The organism is Scytonema sp. UIC 10036 (assembly GCF_009725235.1).
Window position 1 is genome coordinate 1 of sequence record NZ_WJFC01000134.1, and the last position, 20166, is coordinate 20166.

General features: G+C 39.0%; 18 protein-coding genes and 3 pseudogenes. 15 read left to right on the forward strand and 6 right to left on the reverse strand.

Annotated features, from left to right (window positions below; genetic code table 11):
• Positions 1 to 611: 611 nt before the first annotated feature.
• Entirely contained in the window at positions 612 to 1301 is a 690-nt protein-coding gene (locus F7734_RS41050; protein WP_155750161.1) for a response regulator transcription factor, read from the reverse strand.
• 297 nt (positions 1302 to 1598) lie between these two features.
• Here F7734_RS41050 and F7734_RS41055 point away from each other — a divergent pair, with 297 nt between their 5' ends.
• Entirely contained in the window at positions 1599 to 2756 is a 1158-nt protein-coding gene (locus F7734_RS41055; RefSeq protein WP_155750162.1) for a universal stress protein, read from the forward strand.
• A 30-nt stretch (positions 2757 to 2786) separates the two neighbouring features.
• Here F7734_RS41055 and F7734_RS41060 read toward each other — a convergent pair whose 3' ends face one another.
• Positions 2787 to 3890, reverse strand: a complete 1104-nt coding sequence (locus F7734_RS41060; RefSeq protein WP_155750163.1) for a HAMP domain-containing sensor histidine kinase — start codon at positions 3888 to 3890, stop codon at positions 2787 to 2789.
• 508 nt (positions 3891 to 4398) lie between these two features.
• Between F7734_RS41060 and kdpA the strand changes: the two genes are divergently transcribed.
• The 7 genes and pseudogenes from kdpA (at position 4399) to F7734_RS41095 (ending at position 10765) form a co-directional block, all read left to right on the forward strand.
• The gene (gene kdpA, locus F7734_RS41065) at positions 4399 to 6150 is read left to right on the forward strand and encodes a potassium-transporting ATPase subunit KdpA (protein WP_155750164.1); all 1752 of its coding nucleotides are present in this window, start codon (positions 4399 to 4401) and stop codon (positions 6148 to 6150) included.
• 155 nt (positions 6151 to 6305) lie between these two features.
• Positions 6306 to 6491, forward strand: a pseudogene (locus tag F7734_RS41070) (hypothetical protein); the annotation flags it as partial.
• A gap of 35 nt (positions 6492 to 6526) precedes the next feature.
• Positions 6527 to 7171 (forward strand): K(+)-transporting ATPase subunit C, encoded by a 645-nt coding sequence (gene kdpC / locus F7734_RS41075; RefSeq protein ID WP_155750165.1) that lies wholly within the window; start codon positions 6527 to 6529, stop codon positions 7169 to 7171.
• 18 nt (positions 7172 to 7189) lie between these two features.
• Positions 7190 to 8179 (forward strand): serine/threonine-protein kinase, encoded by a 990-nt coding sequence (locus F7734_RS41080; protein ID WP_155750166.1) that lies wholly within the window; start codon positions 7190 to 7192, stop codon positions 8177 to 8179.
• 49 nt (positions 8180 to 8228) lie between these two features.
• Positions 8229 to 8546 (forward strand): hypothetical protein, encoded by a 318-nt coding sequence (locus F7734_RS41085; RefSeq protein WP_155750167.1) that lies wholly within the window; start codon positions 8229 to 8231, stop codon positions 8544 to 8546.
• 183 nt (positions 8547 to 8729) lie between these two features.
• On the forward strand, positions 8730 to 9872 hold the full coding sequence (locus F7734_RS41090) for a sensor histidine kinase KdpD (protein ID WP_155750185.1): 1143 nt from the start codon (positions 8730 to 8732) through the stop codon (positions 9870 to 9872).
• 413 nt (positions 9873 to 10285) lie between these two features.
• Positions 10286 to 10765 (forward strand): hypothetical protein, encoded by a 480-nt coding sequence (locus tag F7734_RS41095; RefSeq protein ID WP_166482469.1) that lies wholly within the window; start codon positions 10286 to 10288, stop codon positions 10763 to 10765.
• A 144-nt stretch (positions 10766 to 10909) separates the two neighbouring features.
• Here F7734_RS41095 and F7734_RS41100 read toward each other — a convergent pair whose 3' ends face one another.
• Positions 10910 to 12352, reverse strand: coding sequence for a hypothetical protein (locus F7734_RS41100; RefSeq protein ID WP_155750169.1), 1443 nt, complete (start codon positions 12350 to 12352; stop codon positions 10910 to 10912).
• A gap of 719 nt (positions 12353 to 13071) precedes the next feature.
• Between F7734_RS41100 and F7734_RS41105 the strand changes: the two genes are divergently transcribed.
• Positions 13072 to 13455 (forward strand): hypothetical protein, encoded by a 384-nt coding sequence (locus F7734_RS41105; RefSeq protein WP_155750170.1) that lies wholly within the window; start codon positions 13072 to 13074, stop codon positions 13453 to 13455.
• A 68-nt stretch (positions 13456 to 13523) separates the two neighbouring features.
• Here F7734_RS41105 and F7734_RS41110 read toward each other — a convergent pair whose 3' ends face one another.
• A complete protein-coding gene (locus F7734_RS41110; RefSeq protein WP_155750171.1) occupies positions 13524 to 13820 on the reverse strand; it encodes an IS1 family transposase in 297 nt (98 codons plus the stop codon).
• A 628-nt stretch (positions 13821 to 14448) separates the two neighbouring features.
• Positions 14449 to 14946 (reverse strand): annotated as a pseudogene (locus F7734_RS41115) (N-acetylmuramoyl-L-alanine amidase); the annotation flags it as partial.
• 535 nt (positions 14947 to 15481) lie between these two features.
• Here F7734_RS41115 and F7734_RS41120 point away from each other — a divergent pair.
• The 3 genes from F7734_RS41120 to F7734_RS61165 all read left to right on the forward strand — a co-directional run bounded on the left by F7734_RS41120 (position 15482) and on the right by F7734_RS61165 (position 16947).
• The gene (locus F7734_RS41120) at positions 15482 to 16006 is read left to right on the forward strand and encodes a DUF4365 domain-containing protein (protein ID WP_155750173.1); all 525 of its coding nucleotides are present in this window, start codon (positions 15482 to 15484) and stop codon (positions 16004 to 16006) included.
• A gap of 19 nt (positions 16007 to 16025) precedes the next feature.
• Positions 16026 to 16310 carry a hypothetical protein gene (locus F7734_RS41125; protein WP_155750174.1) on the forward strand — a complete coding sequence of 95 codons (285 nt, stop codon included), beginning with the start codon at positions 16026 to 16028 and terminating at the stop codon, positions 16308 to 16310.
• A gap of 193 nt (positions 16311 to 16503) precedes the next feature.
• Positions 16504 to 16947 (forward strand): DUF3479 domain-containing protein, encoded by a 444-nt coding sequence (locus tag F7734_RS61165; protein ID WP_166482470.1) that lies wholly within the window; start codon positions 16504 to 16506, stop codon positions 16945 to 16947.
• Here the strand turns inward: F7734_RS61165 and F7734_RS65690 are convergent.
• On the reverse strand, positions 16937 to 17068 hold the full coding sequence (locus tag F7734_RS65690) for a hypothetical protein (protein WP_279239820.1): 132 nt from the start codon (positions 17066 to 17068) through the stop codon (positions 16937 to 16939). The genes F7734_RS61165 and F7734_RS65690 overlap by 11 nt on opposite strands.
• 201 nt (positions 17069 to 17269) lie before the next feature.
• Between F7734_RS65690 and F7734_RS62435 the strand changes: the two genes are divergently transcribed.
• The 3 genes and pseudogenes from F7734_RS62435 to F7734_RS41140 all read left to right on the forward strand — a co-directional run bounded on the left by F7734_RS62435 (position 17270) and on the right by F7734_RS41140 (position 19426).
• Positions 17270 to 17557 (forward strand): MerR family DNA-binding transcriptional regulator, encoded by a 288-nt coding sequence (locus tag F7734_RS62435; RefSeq protein ID WP_207714194.1) that lies wholly within the window; start codon positions 17270 to 17272, stop codon positions 17555 to 17557.
• Between the two features lie 18 nt (positions 17558 to 17575).
• A pseudogene (locus F7734_RS62440) lies at positions 17576 to 17899 on the forward strand (recombinase family protein); the annotation flags it as partial.
• 48 nt (positions 17900 to 17947) lie between these two features.
• Positions 17948 to 19426, forward strand: a complete 1479-nt coding sequence (locus F7734_RS41140) for an IS200/IS605 family accessory protein TnpB-related protein (protein ID WP_166482114.1) — start codon at positions 17948 to 17950, stop codon at positions 19424 to 19426.
• The last annotated feature ends 740 nt before the right edge of the window (positions 19427 to 20166 follow it).

The window sequence follows — 20166 nt, forward strand, 5'->3', positions numbered from 1 at the left end:
GCTATTCGTCGGCAGCGTCAGATGTGTATAAAGAGACAGCCCTAACCCTCCCCTTTCCAAGGGGAGGGAACTGAATTTTTCTTGTTTCCCCCCTTTCCAAGGGGGGATTAAGGGGGGTAATAATGTGATAAAAATCACAGCCAACTACTTTTAAAACATCCTCTAAGCTCAGAGACTTTAAAACCTTATCAAGGAGTTTTATGGAAGATTTAACTACCTTCTAAAATCAAGTTGACTTTTCGCTCTTACATGAAGACTCAAGCCTCTAGTTTTTGACCCTTAGATTAGTTTCCTTGTTTTATCCACACAATCATAATTTGAAACTTGAGTAAAATTCAATAATTATTTAGGGTTTATACTAAAAGTTATATTGTTGATTATAGATAGATTAATTCTTTTTAATATTGGAGAGTATACATTGTTTAGAAAATTTATATTTAAAGTTATATATTAATTAAATAAAAAGCTATATTCTGAAGCAAAAATTCATGATACCCATTATTGTAAAAAATCTTACCAATACTTGTACTACTTAGTACACATGAATGGGATTTTTTGTCAATGCGTAACTCCTAAAATCGAAGTGATTAAACAAGAAACTTCTTCAAATACTAATTCTGGAGCAGTTCTTTTGCTACCAATCCTTTCTGAAGAGCCAACACTGCGGCTTGAGTGCGATCGCGAACTTCCAACTTTTGTAAAATTGCATGAACGTGAACCCGCACTGTACCGGGAGTAATGTGAAGGAATTCCGCAATTTCTTGATTGCTTTTACCAGCAACCACAAGTGCTAGGATTTCTTGTTCGCGCTTAGTCAACGGATTTTCTACTGACTTATTCTCTTGTGCAGATGATGCTGCTGTGTTGTTTCCTCCAAAAGCAGCTCGAATTTCTGTAGTTGCTGTGCGATCCCACCAAGAAGCACCACTCGCTACCGAACGTAATGCTAGTAGCAAAGACTCAAATGGGATTCCCTTAAAACAGTAACCTTGAGCCCCTGCTTCAATTAACCGTGCTATTAGGGTTTTTTCTGAATGAGATGTTAAAATCAGGATGGGCAAATGAGGTTGCTTCTCCTTGATTTGACGGCAAGCTTCAATACCACCAATCCCTGGTAAACCAATATCTAGCAAAACCAAATCTAGCAGATAGCGATTAGCGAATTCTACAGCTTGCTCGCCATCTTCTGCCTCGGCTACGATCTCTATACCTGTCTCCTGTTGTAACCGCATTCGCAGTCCCAAGCGAAACAGTTCATCATCTTCAACAAGTAATATTTTTAGTACCGCACTTGGTTTCATTTTTATTGACGGAAACACCCCGCCTCTTGTTAACTAGCATACAAAAATGACAATTTTCCCTCGACTATCATCGGGAGGCAGGCAGATTTTTCGCTTGTTTTTTCCCAACTCTAAGCTCTTAGTATACTTTATTTGAACAATTTTTAGAGATTTTCCGCAAGCCTAGGACTCATGCTCTAAAATTAGATTACACATTGGATTAAGTCATTTTAACCGTCAATAGAATGGACAAGCTATATTCATTTTTTCAACTATAATTTTCCCATTCTTACAACTCCTAGGAATTTATAACACAAGATGTTTGATAACGCTCAAACACCAAAAGTCGGGGCTACACCTACTCCTTTCTTGTCTGACTTGAGTCCAGCAAGACGAGGCAAGCATAAAATATACATAGGCATGGCACCTGGAGTCGGTAAAACATACCGGATGCTGGAAGAAGCCCATGCACTTAAATACGAAGGAATTGATGTCGTTATTGGGCTTTTAGAAACCCATGGACGCAAGGAAACAGCGCAAAAGGCTCAAGGGTTAGAGATGATACCTCGTACCTCAATTTTGCGAGATGGGTTGTCTCTCACAGAAATGGACACGGATGCAATTATTAAGCGATCGCCCCAGTTGGTGTTAGTTGATGAATTAGCACACACAAATGTCCCTGGTTCGTTACGGGAAAAACGTTACCAAGATGTAGAAGTCATTTTAGCTGCTGGCATTGATGTCTACTCCACTATGAATATTCAGCATTTGGAAAGTCTCAATGATTTAGTAGCAAGGATTACTGGGGTGGTTGTGCGAGAGCGCGTTCCCGATCGCATCCTAGAGGAGGCGGATGAGGTTGTAGTAATAGATGTTACACCAGAAACATTACAAGAACGGTTGCGAGAAGGCAAAATTTACGCGCCGCAAAAAATTCAACAATCACTCGATAACTTTTTCCAACGCCGCAATCTCATTGCTTTACGTGAATTAGCACTACGGGAAGTCGCAGATAATGTTGAGGAAGATGCAGTTGCAACCACCTTAGAAGGTCAATTTTGTAATATTCACGAGCGGGTTTTAGTCTGTGTATCCACGTATCCTAACTCAGTGCAGCTGTTGCGTCGGGGTGCCAGAATTGCTAGCTACATGAATGCTCCTCTATATGTTGTATTTGTTGCGAATCCAGAGTATTTCCTAACAAAGGAAGAAAGTCTATACATAGAAACTTGTGAAAAACTGTGTAAAGAATTTGAGGGTACATTCATTCGTGTCACCAGCACCGACATCGCCCAAGCCATTGCACAAGTTGCTCAACAATACCGCATTACCCAAATTGTTATTGGTGTGAGTCAGCGCTCGCGCTGGCACATTTTTTTCAAAGGCTCTTTAACCCATAAATTGCTACGATTGCTAAAAAACGTTGATTTGCATATTATTTCTACTGATAAAAACAATAAGCTCTCACCTGTATAACTTGCACTTTTTTTTGTGGGGAATATCATTTCAGATAGATTCAGACACTTGAAATGGTAAAATTGGCAGTCGAAATGCAAAGATTGCGCCGTTAGGAAGCCGATTTTCTGCCCAGACTTTCCCGTTGTGGGCTTCTACAATTTGACGCGTTAAGTACAGCCCTAACCCCGAGCCTTTGGCTTGGCGATCGCTGTGTCCCTGGTAAAAACGCTTAAAAAGGTTTGGCAGTTCTTCCGAGTTTACACCTGCTCCAGTATCTATAACTTTAGCCGTGTGATAAGAGGAATCCGTTTCCAGTACAACTTCTACTTTATCACCCCGAGGAGAATGGTTTATGGCATTGGTTAGGAGATTGGTAAATACTCTTTGCAATTGGAAGGCATCTCCATTAACCCAAAGGAACTTGCGAAAGTCTGACTCTCCGTAGTTGATGGAAATGTAGACGCGACGACTTGACGCTAGTTCTGTCAACTTTATTACCACTTCTTCAGCAATTTCTACAAGATTCACAGGTGCTAATTGCAGTTGTAACCCCTCTACATCATTACGATATACATCTAAGAGCATCTCTACCATCTGTAAACTTGTCTGGTGGCTTCTTATCATTGTTGCGATCGCTTTCTTTTGGGTGGGAACAACAGGACCAAAATTTTCTCGCTCAAACGCCTGTAATGTCTCAATAGCCCCTAATAGAGGAGTTTTCAAGTCATGGGTGAGGGTGGAGGCAAAGTCTTGTCGCACACTCGCTAGTTTTTCTTGTGCGTGAAGTTTTGCTTGTTGTTTCAAGAGTGTTTCTTGATATAGACGATTGCGATCGCTTAGAACACCTGTTACAATTAATGCCACGACTGCAATGAATCGACTAGCAATTGTGGAAACCCTAATAAGAAGTAAGCCTGGAATCCATACGTTTAGAATTGTTAAAACACTAGCAGCTAGAGTCAGTTTTAGTGTTGCTATTCGATTCAAACGAGCATTTGCTAGTATAATTGGACCGATATAAAGGTAACCAAACACGTAGTCTGGAGGAGTTAAGAACTCTAACAGCACTACAATCGAAAACAGCCCAACTACTATCCAGGATGTTCTCAAATGCGGGTCGATTTTACGCGTGGCCAGTTTGAGAATTGACATCTGGAAAAACATACAAACTTTTTTCAAATATAACAATATTCTCAAAAAAACAGCTATCTTTAGTCAATAATACTTGTTTGTTTTACATTTATTTATATCTATATTTGTATATATAGACGTTATCTAAACGAACTAAACGGTTTTCCTTGTATGTATATGTCATTGTGTATATAAAGCAGAAATCAAAATTTATACCTTGTAATTCTCTAAAAAAAAATGATAAGAATAGACTGAAGAAGCGCTCAAGATAGGTCATAAGCGTGATGAGAAAAATAGAGTCTTCTGTGGAATACTCAATAACGAGCCCATCAAGGTGTACGTCTATCAGTGGAAAGCGTCTGAAACAAAATTTTCTTTGAAAAAAGTTTTTAGCTAGGTGAGGGTGAAAACCTGTTCGCGCTTAGGTTAAGGATACCGATAAACTTCTAAATTATTTGGATTCATGACAGCAAACTGCAAACAAGAGAATCGCGAATTAAATTTATTAATGCTGGAGTTGGACTAACTCATGCTACAGGGATGGATTGAAATTGCATTAACGCTACTGATTGTGGTAGCGCTCACCCCATTGTTTGGGCGATACATGGCGCGTGTTTTTCAGGAGCAAAGAACTTTTCTCGACCCAATTTTGAATCCAGTTGAGCGAGTGCTTTACTCCGCAATTGGCGTTTCTGCCAGGGAAGATATGACGGGATGGCAGTATGCGCGGGCAATCCTGTACAGCAACATAGTCATGGGGTTGCTGATATTCTTCATTATCACGAATCAAGGATGGTTACCCCTGAACCCGACTAAGTTGGCGGCTCCGACTTGGGACACTGCACTGCACACCACCATTTCTTTCATCACCAATACCAACCAGCAGCACTATTCTGGTGAAACCTACATGAGCTACGCCAGCCAAATGTGGGGGTTGGGATATCATATGTTCACATCTGCTGCAACGGGGTTGGCGGTGGGTATTGCCTTTATTCGAGGGTTGACAGGTAGACCTTTGGGTAACTTCTATGTAGATCTCGTCCGCGCAATTACAAGAGTTTTACTGCCCATCAGTATTGTCGGAGCGCTCGTTCTGATTGCAGCTGGTGTTCCGGAAACCTTAGGTGGTCCGGTGGTAGTTCCCACTCTAGAAGATCCTGCTATTAGTCAGGCGATCGCCCGTGGTCCGGTTGCCCACTTTGAGATTATCAAGGAACTAGGTGAGAACGGCGGTGGCTTTTTCGCCATTAACTCAGCACACCCATTTGAGAACCCCAATGGCTTGACCAATCTTATCCAGCTCGTAGCAATTCTCTCGATTCCCACCTCGTTGATTTATACCTACGGCATCTTTGCTAATAACGTCAAACAAGCCTGGTTGGTCTACAGCATCCCACTAGCCATCTTAGTAGTCTTTGTTATCATTACGGCAATTGGTGAATACAACGGTAACCCAGCAGTTAACGCGCTTTTGGGAAGTCAGCAACCAAACCTAGAGGGGAAAGAAGTCCGGTTTGGTTGGGCGCAATCTGCATTGTATGCTGTAATTACGACAGCCAGTATGTGCGGAGCTGTCAATAGCTTGCACGATTCGTTTATGCCCAATGGTGGTTTCGTTACCCTTTCCAATATGTTTCTCCAAATTGTGTTTGGCGGACAAGGAACGGGAACGGCTTATTTATTTGCTTACCTTATCTTAGCGGTGTTTGTTACAGGTTTAATGGTAGGGCGGACACCGGAATTTTTGGGACGCAAAATTGAAAAGCGTGAAGTGGTACTTGCCAGTTTCTTGATTCTGTTGGTTCATCCAATCGCTATTTTGATTCCAGCAGGAATTACCCTGGCATTCCCCGACCAACTTGGAGGAATCAGCAATCCCGGCTTTCACGGTTTTGCTCAAGCGATCTACGAATATGCCTCAGCCGCAGCAAATAACGGTTCTGGTTTTGAAGGCTTAGGTGATTCACAACCATCTCCAATAGCTATTGCAACAGGTGCAGAAACCACTGCAACCGCTTTATGGTGGAACTTGAGTGCTTGCTTTAGTCTCTTAGCAGGACGCTATATCCCAATCGTAGGTTTGCTACTACTAGCTGATAGTATGTCCCGCAAGCAACCTGTTCCTTTCACAACTGGTACACTGCGAACTGACACCGGACTCTTTACAGGCGTCACAGCAGGTGTCATCCTCATTTTGGGCGCACTGACCTTCTTCCCCGTGCTGGCGTTTGGACCGATTGGCGAAGCATTTCAAATTGCTAAAGGAGTTAGTGGTCAGTAGTTAGTTGTTAGTTGTTAGTAGAAAGCACAATTAACAATTAATCACTAGCGATGACAGGTGAGACGCCTGTCCTACACCACCAACCACTAACCACTAACCACTAACTATTATCTAAATATATGCGAAGCACTACTGAATCATCCGCTTCTTCCCATATGCCTCAGGGAATGCGTGAGTCACGCAGGCATACCCCTAAAGCAGATATGCGGGGACTATACAAGAGAGCAATTCGTGAGTCATTTGTCAAGCTCAATCCCCGAATTGCCGTTAAAAACCCGGTAATGTTTATCGTTTGGGTGGGGACAATCGTCACTTTACTCGTAACTATTGACCCCAACATACTATTTTTCGTGATGTTTGTACCGGAGAAATTTTGATGAGTTTTGCACGTGATGTTGGTAGAGCTATTCGTTCTACTCTGATACTCTGGGTGATTACAGCTATCATCTATCCCTTTGTCATGATTGCTTGTGGACAAATTCTGTTTCCCTTTCAGGCAAACGGTAGCTTGCTGGAAAATTCTCAGGGTAAGGCGATCGCTTCTGCTTTGATTGGTCAGCCTTTTACCTCAGATCGCTACTTTAACAGCCGTCCTAGCACAACTAGCTACAGCACCGCAGATCCGAAAAAGGATGAAGCGGGTGTTTTGAAAACTGGAGTCTCTGGTGCGAGTAACTTGGCTCCCAGTAATCCAGCGTTGCTAGAACGTATTAAAGGTAATAACGATCCCGATCCTAAAAAACAAATTGAAGGTGATTTTAATCGTTTGCAAAAAGCAGGTGTCAAGCCAACTGCGGATTTGCTCTATACCTCTGGTTCTAGCCTTGACCCCCACATTACCCTTGAAGGTGCCAGATCCCAAATTGCACGCGTGGCTAAAGCGCGAGGTTTGCAACCCAATCAGCTAGAAATCTTAATAGACCAAAACATCGATGGTCGCTTTTTGGGCATCTTTGGTGAACCTGGAGTCAACGTTTTGAAGCTGAATATCGCTTTAGATGCGTTAAAAGGTGCAATTTAGGCAGAGATCGCGATTTTTATGTGTGACTATCTTCGTTCTACCCACAAATTCTTCCAGTCTTCAGAGGATAATAGCGATTTCCTCAGCCAGCACAACTCGCTGTTAAACAATCGCTATCGTATCCTCAAAGTTATAACTACAGGAAAATTTAGTCAAGCTTTTCTTGCTGTAGATAATGAATCTCCTTCAGAAGATCAATCCTACCTCATCAAACAATTCTTTGCTAAGCCTCATGCTATTCGCGATCGCGAGAAAGTAAAAGAACTGTTTCACCAAGAATCTCTGCTTTTAGCTCTCTTTAGCAAGCATTCTCAGATTCCTAAATTCATAAACTCGTTTGAGCAGGATGAACAACTGTATTTAGTCCAAGAATGGATAGACGGACAAAGCTTGGAAGCAGAACTAGCTCAAAAAGGAGTATTCAATGAAGCTGAAATTCGCCAGCTATTGCGACAGTTGTTACCTGTCTTGCAGTTTATTCATGACCATCAAGTGATTCATCGCGATATTAAACCTACCAACGTTATTCGTCGCCGAAACAACGGTCAACTTGTCTTGGTAGATTTTGGGGCAGCCAAGTATGCTAGAAACAAAATTTTAGAAAAAACCGGAACCTTGATTGGAAGTCTTGAGTATGCTGCTCCCGAGCAAGTAAAAGGCAAAGCTGTCTTTGCCAGCGATCTCTATAGCTTAGGTGTAACCTGCTTGCACTTGCTCACACAGATGTCACCATTTGACCTGTATGACTGTAGTGAAGATGCTTGGATATGGCGCTCCTGTCTTCCCTTTCCAATTAGCCCATCTCTCGAGCAGATTTTACGCAAGTTATTGCAAAAACCAATTAAGCAACGCTATGCTTCAGCAGCAGAAGTCCTAGCAGATTTAAATGATTTGCCAAAACGCATCCTTTTTCCATCAAAGCCATCTGCAAAAGCAAGTACAGACGATGACGATTTTGAAACTCCTTACTTTGGGTTTAGCTTCCAAGAAAATTTACTTGCTTGCTAAAGGATGAAAAAACTTCATCCTTGATTCTTTATCCTTCATACTTTGTGGTATGCAATCTCTTTTTGTTACAAATATTTCCCAGCCGATTCAGCCCAGTCAACCAAACTTTGCCAGACAAACTGAACATGGTACGGGCTTTTTTGTAGGATTTTTCTTGACTTTCGTGTTCATCGGCTTTGTTTCAGGGTGTTTTCTTCATCATAAAAGGTATAAAAAACTACATATAAAACGGCAAGCTGAAATCTTCCAAGAAGTTGAAGCTTCAGAAAAGATACAAAAGATGACGTCTGAAATTGACCAAAAGCTTAGTTCTCAAAGAGAACAGCAGATTGAAATTTTAGAGAAAATATGGAAGATGAAGCCCTAAAGTGACCCTTGAAGAGGGCTTTTCCTCAGCCACAACCTACGTCTACTTAATATTAGGGTACAAATATTACTTTAATCAAAGTTATTATTACTGTCATAAAGGTTAAAAAAATATTAAGTCTTCTCGAATTTTTGAGTATAAAACGGAAGTAATATGGTATCTAGCAGTGTTGATACACAAATAATGTACATTCCTTATACTGTGTGTTCTGACAGTACCTACTCACCTTCTGCTCGTCGCGGCAAGCATAAGATTTTTATTGGCATGGCTCCTGGTGTTGGCAAAACGTACAAAATGCTGGATGAAGCCACGCGATTAAAAAGAGATGGTATTGATGTGGTTATCGGATGGCTAGAAACTCACGGTCGTCCAGAGACAAATGCTAAGGCAGAGGGTTTAGAAGTCATTTCACGAAAGAAGATAGAGTGGAGTGGGTTAACCTTTACTGAGATGGATACTGATGCTATAATAGCCAGACAACCTCAGCTTGTTCTGATAGATGAACTAGCCCATACTAACGTTCCGGGAGCAGATCGCAACAGGCGTTATCTGGATATAGAGGCAATTTTGGCAGCAAACATTGATGTTTACTCTACTGTTAACATTCAACACCTTGAAAGTCTGAGCACTCAGGTTACCCAAATGACAGGTCTTGTGGTGAGAGAGTGCATTCCAGACAGTTTACTAGAAGCAGCAGACCAAGTGGTGGTTGTGGATGTCACCCCAGAAACATTGGAAGAGCGATTGTTGGAAGGGAAAATTTACCCCACAAAGAAAATTGAACAATCCGTACAAAATTTATTCCAACGTTCTAACCTTGTCGTTCTACGGGAACTAGCACTGCGGCAAGTCGCTGATAACATAGAAAAGAAAGAAATTCAGCAAGCCGCTCGATTAAACTCCAACAGTAAATCTGTCAGCGCAAATGTCTGCTGTATCCACGAACGGATACTGGTTTGCGTTTCTTGTGAGCCAAACTCTATACGACTGATTCAACGGGGAGCGTTACTTGCTGATTATATGAACGCACAACTCTACGTTCTGTTTGTCAACAATCCCGACCACTTGTTGACAAAAGTAGAAACACTACATATTGAGATGTGCAAGCAAATCTGTCAAAAGTTTAAGGGTGAGTTTTTGCAACTATCCAGTCATAATGTAGTGGAAGAAATAGCTCATGTTGCAAAGTTATACCGAATCACTCAGGTGATATTAGGTCAAACTCATCGCTCTCAGTGGCAAATTTTATTCAGAGGGTCTCTTATTAACCAACTCGTGCGATCGCTTCACCATATCGACATTCATGTCATCTCATCTGAAAAATAACCGAGAACAAACCTTAACTGGCATTCTCAAAATAGGCAGTAGGGAGTAGGGAGGGATTAGGGGGAATAAATTTTCATTTATTCTGGTATACTCGTTCATCACAGCTACTTATATCTGTAAATATAGAAATTGAGTGAAAAGATAAACAGAGATATTATTTTAGGTATAGCAATTGAAATCTTATCAAAATATATCTGGCGTGCAGAAAATTTTTTTAAAAAGTCTTACATAATAGTATTAGAGCTTAAAGAAATACTATCTTGCGTTTAAAACTCAAGAGTTTATTGAACTAAGGTTATTTGGGTTTTTGATTCAAACCAATAGTATTTATTATTGCATCTGTTTTATTGAGATTCAGTACATCTTTAAATATGGACATCTATTTTTTCTCCCCTCATACACCTGACCCTAAGATGATTCAAGACTTAGGTGCTCCAATCAAAATTCGGTTTAAGGGCGAAATCACCAATATTCACCGTACAGGTCATCTCATCTCTTTTACGGAAACTCTTTATATGGGGGGGCAAATGCTTACACCTTGCCACACCATCCCTGCTGAATCAATAGTTGTTGTAGAAGGTTCACCCCTATTGCAATCAGCTTGGTTAGCAGCAGAAGTTTCTACCCTTCTGGTTCCTCAAATGAAGCCGGAGGTTGGTGTTCTTGATTGCGTTGTCCTCAAGTATTGCGGACTACTACAGGTTCACAAAATTGAGGCGATCGCTTCTCCTTGGAGGAACAACACCGATAATGAATTAGATAGCAATCAGCCAGCAAGCGAGGAAAAAAGCAGATTAGCAAATTCCACTGCTTCATTTTCAGTATTAAATCTGCTCCATCATTTCCATTGGAAGCCACTTAAGCCAGCAGGTAGCGCCTCACTTGTTAATTAATGCTCTTATTATCACTCTTAGAGAATAATTGAGGCGACTCGTGCTCTGCCGCATAAGTTCTGATGGGTGAAAAGAGCTTTTCTCTCTCGTTCCCAGCCTGAGGCTGGGAACGAGGTGACTGCCCCTCAAAACGTTCAGAAGTAATTAATGTCGATCGCCATTTCTGGATTTTAACTTCTTATTCTTTACCCTAGTTTGCGGCAAATCCTTCTTATCCTTCTGAAAATAGCAGATTTCAACTAAAGTGGGCCATATCTCTAGAGAAGCTTGAAATTGACTGATAACGTCATCGACAATTCTAGAGACATTTTGCTGGAAGAAATCGGGTTCAAACCCGTAAAAGACACGCGATAAGTTCTCAGCAAATAACTGGAGAGATTGCTTGCGTTCTTCATTTTGGGTAGATGCTACAGCTTTGACTACTTGATTGTAAATATCACTGACTTTTTGCAGGATTTCCTCTGAGTCTTGTGAAGTGACTTCACCTGAGTAATCAAACTTTATTGTAAGATCTTCAAGTTCATAAATACCGTCCTTGATCTTCTTTTTGAGCAAACTACATATCTCCTCATTAAACATCTCGCTGGCAAGCGGATTTCGCATATAATTATTCCGAATATGGTTTTGTGCAGCGTCTACATGTGCAGCTGCAATCCCCTCTTGTTGTATCCACAGCCGATAAATGTAATCCTCGAACCTTAGTCGAGTTGGAAAGAAAGGTGGTAAACCAAATTGATTATCATACCCAGCAACCCCACAATCCATCCTCCAGTTCTTATTAGTAATGACTGGTCTAAAATTTACAAGAACATAAACATTATTAAGGTCGTCTAAACTGATTTGGCTTTCATCATTGAGATACATATGAACAAAATCAAGCGTGTCGATATCGTTGGTTCCCGTGCGAAAAGTCTGGGCAATTTTGACGACAGCACTATTGGAGACTTTACCTCGTTGTAGAAAGAGAGAGTTTTCTTTGAAGAAACCCTTGGTTGTGTTGGTTTCTAACTCCATCGCAGTATCAATGACTAGCTCACCTTTCTCAAAATTGTCTGGTACCAGGTTGGCTTTACGACCCAGAACATCCTCAAAAGAAGTGAGTAAGTCAAAGGAGCGATGAACGAAACCACCTTGATTGGATTTGAATAGTTTACCTCGGCAAATTTCATCTTCTGATAAAGACTCCGGACTATTTTCGATTAATGCGTCAGGTCTCATGTCATCATCCGAACTTACCATTAAATGTCCAAGCGTGTACATTAAGGTGAAGTTCCGATTTCCGCCATAACTAGGTCGAAAAAGATTTCTGACAAGGGACTCAAGCTTTTTATCGCGAAGTCTCTGGTTTAAGAAATTGATAAACTGTTCTTTCTCACGAGGACCGACATAAAACACATCATTGACGGTTTTAGTCTCTTCTAGGAGTGGATAGTATTTTTCGTGGTTAGCAACGCTTGAATCATCAAAAACAATGATTTTTGGAGCATGTCCGTTGACCCAAAAATTATGGTCGTACTTTTCAATAGTTTCTGCTACATCTCTAAGTCGATAAGTGGGAATAACAAAGATAGTTTCTTTCGGTCTCATAACGTTCTAGCTGTTCCAAAATTCTTCAAAATTATCAAAAAGATTTATTTTTCTAATGCAAGTTGCAATTAATGAAGTGGGTACGTCAAAAAAACACCAGCTTTCCATGCATGAGAAATAATACAAAAATGCAATCAACATTTTTTTGAAATTTTCATCACAAAACATGGCGATCGATGCTTCGATTGCTAGATTCCTAATTCGTTCTTCATTAATGATTGAACAAAGTAAACCAACTGATAAAAAAATTGCTTTTCTAGCTTATACGAAACCCCTACTTTTGATTTTTACACCTCCTCTTTTATTTTTTTAACAACTATTAATCACACTATTAATCATAGTTGATATTTAAGTGAATCAAGCGTTTATTTAGTGTTTATACTAAAATTTATAATTTTCAGCTTATATATATATGCTTGTTAGTATTGGAGGATATACATTGTTTATAAAATTTATATTTAGAGTTATATATTACTTGATATCTTAAAAAAAAGAATGTTAAATGCTTCTTTAGATAGAAGAAAAACAAAATATAAAAATAGAAATATTGTCTTTATACTTTTAAAACATTCAAATAATGATAACCCAAACTTCGCTGCTATCATTCTAATTTTGTAGCTGCTTTTGCGCCGTCTAGTAAATGAACCAAAAATACCCACTGACGGAGCAGAGATAAGAAAAGTTTATGTTTTTAAATTGATTAAATAGAGGTTTTTGATATGCATAATTCAGAGATTATACAATTCCATATGTCAGTACAGGAGAGTTTTAATAAAATAACTCTCATTGAAGTTGATGCGGCAACGGGAACAAATAATTCTACAAAACTTCAAATTGAAAACACAAATTATGTAGTATTGGTTTTAGCTCCTATTTGCTTTATGGTTGTTTGGTTTTCTGTCGTCTTTATCGTCTCTATTTCTTGTAAATTTATAGCAACTCAAAATAAAAATAAAACAGTAACTAGCAATGTATTACAACACGTTCCTTGTGAAAAATGTTTGTACTTTAACAACAACTATTTGCTGAAGTGTGCGGTACACCCTTCTATTGCTTTAACCAAAGAAGCTCTCAATTGCTCCGATTACTGTCCTAAAAATTAACATAACTAAACTCCGTAGAAAAGCAGGCTACGACTCTACTACATTGGCAAAAGATACTCCGTCTTTAATCAACTTCCCTTTTTTAATTGAATGTTTACTTGTTTAGGCACAGATTCATATTTAGCCTTGACATATTTTTGTAACCACCGTTCAGACACACCTGCAACTTTGGCAATCCTCACTCGGGGGATTTTTTCCAGAAGCAGCTTATCAATCAAGTCTTTAGTTGATTGTGAAATGAGTTTATTTGTCGGGTTCTCTACAAATTGTCTACCGCAATCGCTACATTTAAATCTTTCTTTACCATTATGAATGTGACCGTTTTTGACAATATTTTGAGAGGCGCATTTTGGACAAGTTGCCATATCTCCTTAATAAGTCGTAAAACAAAGTTACTAAGCGATCGCAACACCAAGTAGAAGTTACGTAGGATCTTCTTGACTTGATGCTAGCTTGGTTTTGATTCTATCTATCAATCATAGTCTTATTTGAGTAAAATTCAGCGTTTATTTAATGTTTAGGCTGAATTTTATACTTTAGATTATAGATATATATTTTAAGGTAGAGGGTTTAGAAATCATTTCACCAAAGAAGGGTGGGCAATGCTCACTACGCAAAACTTTTGGTGGGTATTACCCACCTAGCCCTGTCAAGGTGATGTTGGAAAAACAAGCATTCTCTTCGCGTTCTTTGCGTCTTTGTGGTTAAAAAATGTTTTTGAACCGCAAAGACACGAAGGGCACGAAGGTAAAATACTGAGAATTGGGTAAAATTTACCCAGTTTTTGAGTCACCTTGACAGGGCTAGCATTGCCCACCCTACAGTAGTGAAAATTTTTGACTGTGATTCTCGCAGATACCCAAGTATATGGACGGTGTGATTAAACTTTGCCATATCATACCTGCTGAATCAATAGTTGTTGTGGAAGGTTCGCCCCTATTGCAACCAGTTATTTGTTACTAACCACTAACAACCAACAACTCACTAATCTGCGAGCCCTTTAACGATCGCATCAGACATTGTTTCTACATCTAGTAAATTCATATCTTTTTGCGAATCTACAAAACAGCACTCTACTAAAATGGCGGGCATCTCAGTATTTTTAATAACATACAAATGACTGCCATCTTTAACCCCACGGTTCACAAATCCTAGTTTGACAATTTCATTTAATACGGAATTAGCTATTTTTCTACCTGCTTCACTCATGGCAAAAACTTCAGTTCCATGGGCTTGTCCGTTAAAGGCATTGAAATGGATGGAGACAAAGATATCAACTTGAGCATCATTTGCTGTTTGGCATCTTTTAGCCAGCGATTCTCTGACTGTATCAGCTTGGGATGGTTTGCATGATACCACTTCATGCCCTAATTTTTTTAACTTAGATATAACTCTAGTACCTACATCTGAAGTAAGTTTATCCTCAATTTTGATTCCTCGTGCTCCCGTATCTGGAGGGCAATTATGTCCGATATCAATAGCAAATTTCATTTTCTGTACCTCAGATAATTAGGTGACTTTCTTTTTAGGATTACAATTGTAGTTGTGAAATTTAGTAATGTTTAGCAACCACAGAGATAGGTAGATGTCTAAAAAATTGGTGATAATAAAATATCCCAAAATGCTTTGACGAACTTCTTGAGATTTACGTACCGTCTTTTCTCTTCGGATAATGACTCATTTTTTATAGAAAAACTAGGAGAGATTTACTGAATTTCAACTGTAAAGTGAAAACAATAATTGAACCAGTGCTTGGTAACTAATTAATTCCCCTATTTAAAAGTAGGGATTTGAATCATAAATCAATTTCTTGTTTTCCGTAAAGAAATTTAGGAGATTGTAACGTATATATAACAAGTTAAAAATTACTGGTCATCGGTCACTGTTAAAGTAGCCAAAAAGTTGACAGAACGATTTACCAATTTGACGTGCGGTTCTGTTGCGATTCTTGCCAGTTGGGAGTGAGATTCGTCTGTTTCCACGGGTATAATATGAATAAAAAATACCAGTAACCTAGCCAAATTGAATGGACGATAACACAAAAAAAGAAGAATTCAGCTATGCTTATGTAAAATTACTTGCTTCCATAAGCGGTTTTATTGTAACTGATGCAAGTAGAGCGCTAGACAATGCAGGCATAGACATAACTATTAGAGCACCTGGTATAATAAAAGGGATATTCTCGCCCGGTATTGATGCACAAGTTAAATGCACATCCCAAGATGTCGTTAAGGATACATTTATTAAATATCCTTTACCAGTTAAAAATTATAGGAGGTTAATAGGTAAATCTGCCGTCTCTCAAATATTAATAATCGTGGTAGTGCCTAAAGAGCTATCAAATGTTATAACTATTTTAAATAATGAAACATTTGTTAAAAGCTGCGCTTATTGGATATCTTTGAAGGGAAGACAAGATACCAGTAATGATGAAACTATCACTATTGAAATTCCAAAAGAAAATGTATTGACATCTCAAGTTTTAAAAGACCAAATAGAAAATGAAGCCGAAAGAAAAATGAGATTGTTGGATTTAGAAGATTTAATTTAGCTAAACTTAGGTAAAGACAATGCGTAATTTAATGTCCTCAAATGAAAATTACATATCTCCCAATAAAATAGTTATTTATTTGGAAAAATCTGGATGGAATAAAATAAAAGAAGCAGAGGGGATATCTGCCTGGGTATACAATAGAGAAAATAAAAAAGTGGGAATTTTTGTACCTGTAATGGATGATTTTGTGGATTATAGAGAAAGAATTTTAGAAGTTTTAGATACTCTGGAAGAAATTGAAAGACGCTCAAAATATGAAATTATTAAAGATATTGTTAATGTATCTACAAGCTTTCGATGAATTGGCATTAAGGGTTATCAAAAAGAGGTATACTAAAAACGGGTGAAGACTTGACTTTTAACAAGCGTGAAAATCTTGGCTCGGTTATCCCTTTAACGATCGCATTAGACTTTGAACTGTGAAAGAAAAACTCAGCCATCGTTCACTGTATAAAATAGAAAGAGAACACTAAGAAAAGCTGTGAATCTTAGGAATGAAACGTATTGTCCTGATTGCTGGGTTTGAATCGTTCAACGCTGACTTGTACCGCAAAGCAGCTTATTTAGCTACCTCTCGCGTGAATGAGTTGGATATTCAGGTGTTTAGCGATCGCGACATCACCACAAAGCGCACTGAGGTAGAAGCAGCCTTAAAAGATGCTGATATCTTCTTTGGCAGTTTGCTGCTCGATTATGACCAGGTACTGTGGTTGCACGATCGCATCTCTGGTATGCCAAAATTGAAGGTGTGGCCATCGAACAAAGAAAAGAATTTTATGATTAACCCATTAGTTGAAAAACAGATTCTTGCTCAACTTAACAAATTAAGTGATGAGCAGCAGCAGCAAGTGCTAGATTTTGCTCAATTTTTAGCCGCCAAAAACCCTACAGGTGTGCCTGGAAAGAATTTGTTGCAATTTGCTGGTACTATGTTTTAATAACAACATTCTTTCCATCTCTATTTGTAGCAAGATAAGTAATGGCAACACGTCCCCGTCCTAACTCTTGTTTTATTTCATACTTATTGCGGTAGAACTTTTGTCCAGATACCCAAGTCATTGGTTAATCATCAAAGAGGTTTGAATATATTGTTGCATAGCTATCCAGTAACCAGAGGTTGGTCTAATGCGGAAAACACCTAACCTTCAACATCTACATGAATGCCATGACTCTTCAAATGACATTTTAGCTAATAGGTGAATATTGGAATAAATCGGAATAATCGCTATATAATAGATAAAGAACGATTATTCGGAAATTATGCCATATATTACACCTCAAGAGGCATCAAGAATTACTGGGTTTCATACAAAAACTTTAGCTAATTGGGCAGAAGAAGGTAAGATAACTTATATTAAATCTGCATCTGGACATAGACGTTACGATCTAACTACTCTCAAGAAAATGATTGGGGAAGATGAGAGAGCAGTTGTCCTGTATGCTAGAGTCTCTACTCATTCTCAAAAAGCTGATTTACAGACTCAAATTGACTTTCTCAGAATGAATTGCGGCGAGAGCGAAGTCATTTCAGAAATTGGTTCAGGATGAAATTTTAAACGACGTAAATTACTCTCCATCCTAGAGCGAGTAATCAAAGGGGAAGTTAAGGAAATAGTAGTAGCTTATCATGACAGACTTAGCCGTTTTGGATTTGATTTGATTGTTTGGCTATGCGCTCAATTTGATTGTAAAGTTACCGTACTGAATGAGTCTAAATTATCTCCACAGCAGGAATTAGTCCAAGATATCTTGACAATCCTACACTCATTCAGTGCTAAGCTGTATTTTCTCCGTAAATACGAGAAAAGCATTCGTAAGACTGCTGTCAAGGAGTCTACTCAAGATGAAGATTCTGTAAAGCTGGCTGATATTTCTGAAAAGGACAACTAGAGATGGTATACTATTGATAGTTGCTAATAAAAGGAGGTGATGACGAGAATGGCAAATAAGAAAACTCGGAGAAAAAAGGGACATATTGAGTCTCAAAAAACAATTAAGCTATGGGTAGTAGATGATGTGTCATACAAAGACAATATTGCCAATTACATTATCTCTACTCACAAGAAGTACGCAGAAGTTACTAATTTTTATGCAGACATTCTGCTCGCCGATCTCTCCTTACTCGAAACCAGATCCGATGACTTATATGTCGTTCTAGAAGGACTAACAATTAGAAACAAGAATCGAGCAGAAGTTCAATTTCCCATGCTTGATGATGTTCCATCTGATATGCGTCGGGCTTGCATAAAGAAAGCATTTGGAGTTGTTAAGTCTTGGTATTCTAATTACAAAAAGTGGGAAATTAAGAAAGAGAAGAAACTAGCGCTAGGCAAGAAGTTTACCGATAGACCCCCAGTTCCGCCTAGAGATTATAGTCAAATGCATCCTGTCCTTTATTCTGGGATGTACAAAGACTTCGATGGCACATCCATTGTTCTAAAGTTATGGACTGGTACATCGTGGGCATGGATTAAGCAACCTATTAACTTGAGCGGACAATCTTTACCTAATGGTTGGAATTGGGGTTCACCAACTTTAGTTTTAAAAGATAAACTTCACTTGCACTTTCCCATTATCAAACAAATACCAAGTCCAGGAAAGATTAAAGAGCAAGCACAAAACCCAGATGGAATCACTATTTGTTCAGTTGATTTAAATCTTGATGGTACTGTAGCAGTAGCAAGCATTCTAAGTTCCGACGGTACGGGCAACGTTGAAGAGTTAGCCACTCTGTTTGTGAATGGAAACGACGCCATCCAACATCGTAGGAAGCGCGAACTCGGACGTATTGCTAAAGCTTACTCACGTACTAACAAAGGTTTTGGTAGTACTAAAGAAGGTGATTGTTCTCAACGGTTCAAAAAAATAAAGAATCGAGATAATTACGAATCACATCGTATTAGTAAACGGTTAGTGCAGTTTGCACATAAGCATGGAGCGACAGTTATAGTATTTGAATGCTTGACAAATTTAAAACCAAGCAAAGCAAAATATAGCCGTCGTAGCAACCAAAAACGTGCTTATTGGCTCAAGTCAAAAATCGTTAGCAGAACTAAATACAAAGCTTTCCAAATGTATGGAATTCTTACCTCTTTAGTTAGTCCTAAAAATACCAGTAGAGAGTGTGCATACTGTCAGAGTAAAGTTTCTAGGCATCAGTTGCAGTTAACTAACTCCTCTGCCTTTCTGCTTAATCAAGTCATACTTCAAGTAAATCTTGGGGAAGTTATTTATTTGAATGGTGCGCCGCATTACCTATGTCTTAAAAATGCCAATCATCAAGGGAATGCCGACTTGAATGCATCCAGAAATGTTGGGTTAAAGTTCCTACGCAGGTACTTGAAAAACCCAAAGATAATGACGAAAAGCCCCGTGAATGGTGCATTCCATAAGGGAACCATTCCATTGGTCGTCTGAAAAGGCGGGGTTAGGTTAAAATCCATCGTTGCTCGGCGGCTCCTTGCTTTGATTTTAACTTAGGGTCAGTGGCGCTACCCATCTGGTTCTAAAGACTTGAAACTTTTATAAGGGCTGAGAGCAAGCCTCTCAAATGCTGAGTTTAAGCGGATTCAAAGAGCCAGAGAAAGAGTTGGAAATTTTGATTTAAGCCGTTATTTCGGAATTATCCCAATTTCCCGTGTCACAACTGAATCTATAACTTTAAGGTGTATGTAGACGTGGAGCCGCTTGTAGTAAGATATTACTTACTGTCTCATGGACAAATCCATAGAAGGTAACCAAGCATATCACGGTCTTACATGAATTTGTGCTATTGTCAAGAGACAGCAACTGATTTAATAAAAATGATATCAAGAGAGGTACATGACTTGCCAGATACTTTCGGTAGAAGTTGTCAACTAGGTGCTTCTCGGCGTAGATTTAAAGATGCTGAAGCCTTGTATAGCTGTAAGCGTTGGACTGGTTCTATTTACCTTAGTGGTTATGCGATTGAATGTTCTCTGAAATCCCTTATTTGTTACGAAGAGGGAAAAGATAATTTTAAGGATACTCGGATTTTCAAGAAAGGATTACAAGGTTCAGAGTTACATAGTTTAGTAAAGTTGCTAAGTGCATTGCCTTCGTTACAACGTGTTATTGCATGTTTACCGCACTAATCGTTATAAAGAGGCATGGAATACTGTTTCATCTGTATGGCG